Raw genomic sequence first — 6,734 nt, forward strand, 5'->3', positions numbered from 1 at the left:
GCCTTTTCATTGCGAACCTCAAGGGCCCGACTTCTACGCGATACTAAGTTTGCCGACTATCATATCGGTGACCACTATATCATCACCTGCAACTCAGCAGCGCAGTCATCTTTAATACCGGGCGGAGCGAACCCCACCCGGCATGATCACTGACCGAACAACACATACACTCCGCGGCCGTTGTTGGTATTCGACCAGATCAGAGCAGCCTCACCAGCGGCATTCATTACCACCTTGTTTTCTGCGCCGCTGTTGTATCGAAGCGGCTGGAAATCAGCAGACCACCCGTTCTCCTCGGTGTAATCGGTTACCCAGGTGTTGATGTTGCGGTAGGCAAGTACAGCACGCCCCAGGGCATCAGCGGCAAGGCTCGGCTCATCAACCATGTAAGAGTTGTCTGTTGGCACGGCATCCGACCAAACCCCATCATCGATCTCCATACGCTGCCGAACAATATGATCAATGCCGTTGGAAGTCGTCGCACCGTATGCGATAACAATATCTCCGTCCGCCAGTGTCACAGACTCGATGTCCGTAGTGTCGGTTCCATAGTTCCCAATATCTGTCAGCACCCAGCCATCAGCATCGGAATACCGTGCCGCCGTGATGCCGTCATTCATACCCTGGCCCGCCCAAATCAGTATCGGGCGATCACCAGAAGGATCCGGCCGAATCGTTGCGGAATTGATGTACTGGTAGTCAATCAGCTCAACAGAACCCCAAGCACCATCCTTATAGGACGCGGTGACCAGCGCATTGGCGCCGGTACCGCCAGCCTTAGGAGCCTCCCACGCCGCATGAATGTGCCCGGACTCTGGATCGGTAACCATCTGAACGCCGTAGCTAACCGTGCTGCCAACCAGACCAACATCAACAGGAGCCGACCAGGTTCCTGTGGCCAACGAGAACTCTGCAGAGCGCATAGAAGGGACAGAATCGAACACCGAATTATCACGCAGCTCGTACATGGCGAGCGCGCCCGAACCATCCTGCAAAGGGGCAATACTGACCCCGATAGCCTGAATCGTCATATCCTGGCCACCGATTACCTGCGGGTTTCCACTCCAACCGTTTTCGTCATGAATAGACGAATAAACCACGCCTTCCTGATCCCAAACCACAATTGCCGTTTCTCCGACAAACGTGACCTGGGGATTCGTCCGGTCATAGTAGGTATCAGCGTCTACCCCACCCTTGTCAATCTGGGTGGCCTGCCCCCAGGTGTCCGATGACTTGTCATAGAACCGCGCCCATACAGAGTACGGATACTCTTTTTCAATCCAGGCGACCGCCACATTACCAGAGGCGCTAATCGCAATAGTGGGATCTCCGCCATTGGTACCGACATCCCGCATCGCTGTGGCCTGGGTATCCCACTGAACAGCCGCTACCGTGTCGGGAGTCTCCGGATTCTCCGAAGGACTATCTGTAGAGTCACCAACACTAGCATCGGGAGTAGAGTCAGCCGGCAGACCTCCACTCCCACCACTACCACCAGCATCGTCACCACCACCAGAACCACCACCGCCACCACAACCGACAAGAACGGAGGCGAGCGCCAACACCAACAACTTCTTGGACATACCAGACAAGGAAGACTGCATAACTACTCCTTATTGCACTATGGGAGCGCCCCGAAGGTGCGCAAGAGAAAACCAGTCAGACCAACCGGTACCAGATACCGTGCTTGTGAGGAATTTCCTCAAGCTGAATACTCTGGCGATCGACCGGCTGGCGGTAATTCATGGCATTGGCAATGGCATCCACCAGCATGCCTGGATTATTGATTGCCTGGCCGTGAGCGACGCGGAAGGTGAGCCAGTCATGGCTGGCAAAAAATAGTCCCCGCTCACGATCGGAAATGTGATCCGACAAATGCTCGCCATGGTTGGACCATCCATCGATCTCCACGGCGATCATATACAGTTTTCACATGGACTGTGTACATTTGACTTAAATATCTGATTACTATCTTAATTTCAGGGAAATTATGAAGAAGGACGTGTATACATTCTGCGGCCTCTTTAATGTGTATAAAACGGCACTCATTTGTACACATTCGGATTCTTGGTTGCGCTTTTCAACTGAGCCGGCGACTAGTACATCCGTAGAACCCCTTGGCTCACAAAATGACCGGCGTTGATATGCAGCCTCAGAATACGAATTTGCATAGTTTTTTCTAAGCACCTTAGGTTTTGTTCATAAGAATAGTGTGAGGCAGGGGATCGCATGAGAAGGCTTTGTCAGGAAGACATACGAGTTGTCGAGTGATTTTTACTTTTGCGCGCACACCTTTCAGGTAGGCATAAGGATTATGGCCATTCAGCTTCGTTGACCCGTTCAGTGCCACGTACACCGACATTGGAAAGCGAACTTTTTACCGCGACGAAGAGGAACTAGGGAGGGGAATCTGATCGAGTTAGGTTCACTCATAGGCTAGGAGTGGCAAGGGAACCTGCATACATTCAGGCTTTTAAACAAAAGCGAACATTCGGAGTACCTCATATCCTTGGCGTTATCTGCCCCAGTTAAGCGCTTGGTCGCTTCTCAAGAACCTGGCAAGCGATCAAATGGACTAACTGTTCCAGCTCGTCGATCGCCAATAATGTGGGTGTAGATTTCAGTCGTCCGAATATCGCTGTGGCCGAGGATTTCCTGAACTGTTCGAATATCACTCCCTGATCTCAATAACTCCGTCGCGAAAGCATGCCTAAAGGTGTGTGCTGACACTCGTTTGGTGGTGCCGCTATCCAGAACCGCCTGCCTCAGTTGCCGCGAATAAGAAGAACGATGAAGATGGTGCCGGCACACATAGCCAGCGATGGGGTGAACGCATCTTGTCGAAGATGGGAATAGGTATTGCCATCCCAAGTCCTTCATAACCGGCCCGTACTTCTTATGCAGTGAGGCGGGCACCGAAGTAAGGCCAAATCCATCGGCTAGATCAGACTCGTGCACGGACCTTGCGTGGGCGATTTGTCGTTCAAGGTTATCTCTGAGATTTCCTGGAATCAGTGTGTATCGGTCTTTCCGCCCTTTGCCGTTGAATACGAGCAGATTGCGGCTCTTCAAATCAATATCTTTGATGCGAAGTGATAGCGCTTCGTTGATTCTCAAACCGCATCCATAGAGCAGAGCGGTAATGAGCCAATACTCGCCTTCCATGCGGTGGAGAATCGAAGCTACTTCATCGGGATTAAGAACGGTCGGCATGCGACGAGGGGTCTTCGTCATCTTGTACTGGAGATTCTCAATCTCCCGTCTAAGCACATGCTTGTAGACAAAAATAATCGCGCACAGAGCCTGATTCTGAGTACCTGGGCTGACTCCACGATTGACGGCGAGGTGATTCAGAAAGCGCTCAATCTCGTGATTACCCATCACCTCTGGGTGTTTCTTGTCGTTAAAGAGGATGAATTGGCGGATCCAGTAGAGATAAGACTGCTCGGTGCGGTAGCTGTACTGCTTAGTTCTGATCTCTGTGCGAACCGATTCCAGAAACGGTGATTTAGCCACAGTCGCCCTCCTTGGCTAATGCTGTATGGATGTACAGTTATAATAAAAAGGCCGCAATAACGCCAAATTTTCTGCGGTTTAACGTGCGTGGCTGTGCACGTTTTTCACAAGGCGCCTCTGTAGAAGTCTGATTTAAAACGGTAATTTTTTAATGCTTTGGTTTTAACGTGCAAAACCGCGCACGGATAAACCGCGTGCACGCTTTTCACAAATCTAAAGGCCCGACAATGGCCCGAAGCAGGCCAATAAGACTCTGAAAAAAATGAGTATTCGGTGTGTGAAGTGGTTTTTGACGGGGTGGTTTCGTTGCGGTTTAATGAGAATTCACGCTAATAAGCTGTTATGTTTCATCTAGGGGACTTGGTTGCAAGCCCGAAATCGCTACCCGCGTAATTTGTAAATGCTGAGTACAGCCACGCCCAAAGGTGCAACAAAGATCAGTAGGAAAATCGGTAATTCCTCCCAGAACGAATAGCCGGCTGACGTCACTCCGACCCACATATTCCAGGCGGCCACGATGAACCAGATCGTTCCGAAAATGGCCGCTGTTAGCCAGCGGTTCTCCGGCTGGGTTCCTGCCAATCGTGCTACATAGAAAATGACAGCCCATAGGAGCACGCCCCCAAGCAGAAATAGCAAAGTCCTCATCTTGATCCCCCTTTTTTCGGCTACCGCCCTTGTTACCAACAACAAGGGCGATAGCCTGTCATCTAACGCGTGGTATATCCACCATTGGCAAAAATCGTCTGTCCCGTAATCCAGCGACCGTCGCTGGCCAGGAATTTTACAATCGGGGCAATGTCTTCGATATGGGTAAGCTGATTACCCATGCCCTGTGACTTGTGATACGCCACCCGTTCAGGGGTTTCCTCACCATAAAAGAACGGCGTGTCCATCGGGCCGGGGCCAATATTGTTCACGGAGATTCCGCGCGCAGAGAATTCTTTGGCGGCAGCCCGTGTGAAATGCTCGACCGGCGCTTTACCACCCGCATAGGTGGAATAGCCGTCAGTAAAAGCTGCTAACAGGGAAGTGACGATGGTGATGATTTTACCGTTGTCGTTTAGATGCAGCCCCGCCTCCTTCAAGAAGAAATAGGCACTTTTGGCATTCACAGCCAACATCAGGTCAAACTCCGCTTCCGATGTTTCAATCATCGGCTTTCGCAGCACTTTTCCAACTGTATTCACGGCAATGTCGATACCACCAAAATGATCCTTCGCCTGTTCAAATAATGCGGTGACATTGGCTGCTTTGGTGAGATCGCCTTGAATCGCGATGGCTTCTCCACCCATATCGGCAATCGCTTGCACCGTGTTGTTCGCGTCACTTTCAGTGCCCGCGCTGTTGTAATGCACCACCACTTTTGCCCCGTCGCTGGCAAAGTCTCGGCTGATAAGCCCGCCAAGGTTCTTGGCACCTCCTGCCACCAGGGCGACTTTTCCGTTGAGGTTTGCTGTAGTCATCGTATTCTCCCGTTGAAGTTAGGTCGTTTCTCGCACCGAGCAGCACTGCTTGTCCGGCACTGGAATCAGCATACGTACTTGCGGCAGCCGAACGAAGAGGATAATTTGTCAATTAATAAATGCAAAAAACGCAATAAGAATGGCGAGTGTCGAGCAGATTTTTCTCCAAGTTGTCGAGTCGGGGAGCTTAAAAGCAGCTGCCGAACTGCTGGGCGTGGAGCCTTCATCGGTAAGCCGTAAGATTGCCGCCCTGGAAAAGCGCTTGGCGGTTAAGTTGTTGCGCCGCTCGACGCAGCGGTCTACCCCCACAGAACTCGGACAGAGATATTACGACAGGCTGCGCCTCATTGTTGACGAACAGGCCGCGCTTGAAGAAGAAATACGCGGCGGCGTGGCGCAGTTGCAAGGCACCCTGCGGATTGCGGCTCCTGCGGATTTTGGTGTCCAGTTCGTTGTGCCGGTCGTCAGAAATATGCAGCAGCGAGCGAGTGACCTGTCTGTCGAGTTGCTCCTGGGGAGCCACTTCGAAAATCTCGTGGAGCAAAACATTGATGTCGCTGTCCGGGTTGGTGAATTGTCAGACTCCTCCCTCTACGCCAAGCCGCTGGGCGACAACCCCCGCGTCATCGTCGCAAGCCCGCAATACCTAGCCCGCCGCGGAACACCAAAGGTCCTATCCGAACTCGATGATCACGAGTTTATTCTTTATTCGCCCGGCCAAGGGCGCGCCCCAATAAGCTTCGCTGACGGCAGGCACCATAGTGTCGAATATTTAAAAGCCAATATCACCGTTAACAGCGCAGCAGCCGTTCGGACGCTGGTATTGGACGGCGCAGGTATACACCACGGCCCTTTATGGCTGTTCAGAGAAGAAATCGAGCAGGGCAAGCTCATTCAACTCTTCCCGGATCAGGCACTAAAGGCCTTTCCCATCCATGCCGTCTACCCGTCCCGTTCGTACTTGCCCTTCAAAGTCAAAGAGTTCATTCGCTTGATGTCACAGCAGATGAAGGATATAAGGCGGGATTCGCGAAAGGGCGGGGAATATGAAACATAACAAATCGCTGCAGGTGACGTTTGACCCGCCACCCACTTTTGCTGTCGCAAAAGCGGGCGTCGCCTCAAACGCACCTGAGCTCAGGCGTTAGGCATTACAGAATGGATGTCGAAGATTCCAACAAATATGGCGCAATAAAGCTCGATGAGCTTGAGCAGTTTGAAAAAGATATTGGTGCCAGGTTGCCGGAAGACTATCGGAGCTTCCTAATTCTGCATAATGGTGGAACTCCTGAAAAATACTTGGTTTGTTGGCCAGGCGCTCACGAGCCCGCAGAAGTTTGGAACGATTCTCTGGGTCTACATAATGGGCCGACCTATAGTCGTCTGGATTCTGTAACCGAAGGCCTAAAGGAATACCTGCCAAAGGGCATCATCCCTTTCGCCAGCGATCCAGGAGGTAACTTTTTTTGCATCGGTATTTCCGGCGATTATTTCGGAAAAATATACTTTTGGGACCATGAGCGCGCACAAGAAAAGGAGAGTTGCTCATTCTTAGCGGGTTCGTTTACTGAGTTCGTTGCAGGTTTGGTCGCCGAGGAAGATGCCTAACCAGTCGTTCCAGTTCGTTCCGGCCCTTCGGGCCTCCACCGGACCGGTTTTCCGGCGCGACCGCGCCTCCAAACCGGCCGCTGAACATTGGCGTTGAGGCTGTAGAAAAACCCCGAAATCCCCCTCGGTTTTGGTAGCATCAGG

Annotated in this window: 6 protein-coding genes; 2 read left to right on the forward strand and 4 right to left on the reverse strand. The window is 51.9% G+C overall.

All coding sequences use genetic code 11. The features are described 5' to 3' along the window. Positions 1-146 precede the first annotated feature (146 nt). The 4 genes from ARC85_RS18765 to ARC85_RS18780 all read right to left on the reverse strand — a co-directional run bounded on the left by ARC85_RS18765 (position 147) and on the right by ARC85_RS18780 (position 4,982). Positions 147-1,604 carry a hypothetical protein gene (locus ARC85_RS18765; RefSeq protein ID WP_286715831.1) on the reverse strand — a complete coding sequence of 486 codons (1,458 nt, stop codon included), beginning with the start codon at positions 1,602-1,604 and terminating at the stop codon, positions 147-149. Positions 1,605-1,659: 55 nt separating this feature from the next. Beyond that, on the reverse strand, positions 1,660-1,920 hold the full coding sequence (locus ARC85_RS18770; protein ID WP_011783360.1) for a hypothetical protein: 261 nt from the start codon (positions 1,918-1,920) through the stop codon (positions 1,660-1,662). 627 nt (positions 1,921-2,547) lie between these two features. After that, positions 2,548-3,516, reverse strand: coding sequence for an integron integrase (locus ARC85_RS18775; protein ID WP_286715833.1), 969 nt, complete (start codon positions 3,514-3,516; stop codon positions 2,548-2,550). A gap of 710 nt (positions 3,517-4,226) precedes the next feature. Continuing rightward, the gene (locus ARC85_RS18780; RefSeq protein WP_286715836.1) at positions 4,227-4,982 is read right to left on the reverse strand and encodes an SDR family oxidoreductase; all 756 of its coding nucleotides are present in this window, start codon (positions 4,980-4,982) and stop codon (positions 4,227-4,229) included. Between the two features lie 139 nt (positions 4,983-5,121). Here ARC85_RS18780 and ARC85_RS18785 point away from each other — a divergent pair, with 139 nt between their 5' ends. After that, a complete protein-coding gene (locus ARC85_RS18785; protein ID WP_286715839.1) occupies positions 5,122-6,039 on the forward strand; it encodes a LysR family transcriptional regulator in 918 nt (305 codons plus the stop codon). Positions 6,040-6,140: 101 nt separating this feature from the next. After that, the gene (locus ARC85_RS18790; RefSeq protein ID WP_286715842.1) at positions 6,141-6,590 is read left to right on the forward strand and encodes an SMI1/KNR4 family protein; all 450 of its coding nucleotides are present in this window, start codon (positions 6,141-6,143) and stop codon (positions 6,588-6,590) included. Positions 6,591-6,734 lie beyond the last annotated feature (144 nt).

The sequence above is a fragment of the Marinobacter sp. tcs-11 genome (assembly GCF_002049515.1).
Classification (GTDB): Bacteria; Pseudomonadota; Gammaproteobacteria; order Pseudomonadales; family Oleiphilaceae; genus Marinobacter; species Marinobacter nauticus.

Coding starts and splice junctions, on each gene's coding strand:
- ARC85_RS18765 (WP_286715831.1), bottom strand. CDS start 1,604: ATGCAGTCTTCCTTGTCTGGTATGTCCAAGAAGTTGTTGGTGTTGGCG.
- ARC85_RS18790 (WP_286715842.1), top strand. CDS start 6,141: ATGGATGTCGAAGATTCCAACAAATATGGCGCAATAAAGCTCGATGAG.
- ARC85_RS18770 (WP_011783360.1), bottom strand. CDS start 1,920: ATGATCGCCGTGGAGATCGATGGATGGTCCAACCATGGCGAGCATTTG.
- ARC85_RS18780 (WP_286715836.1), bottom strand. CDS start 4,982: ATGACTACAGCAAACCTCAACGGAAAAGTCGCCCTGGTGGCAGGAGGT.
- ARC85_RS18785 (WP_286715839.1), top strand. CDS start 5,122: ATGGCGAGTGTCGAGCAGATTTTTCTCCAAGTTGTCGAGTCGGGGAGC.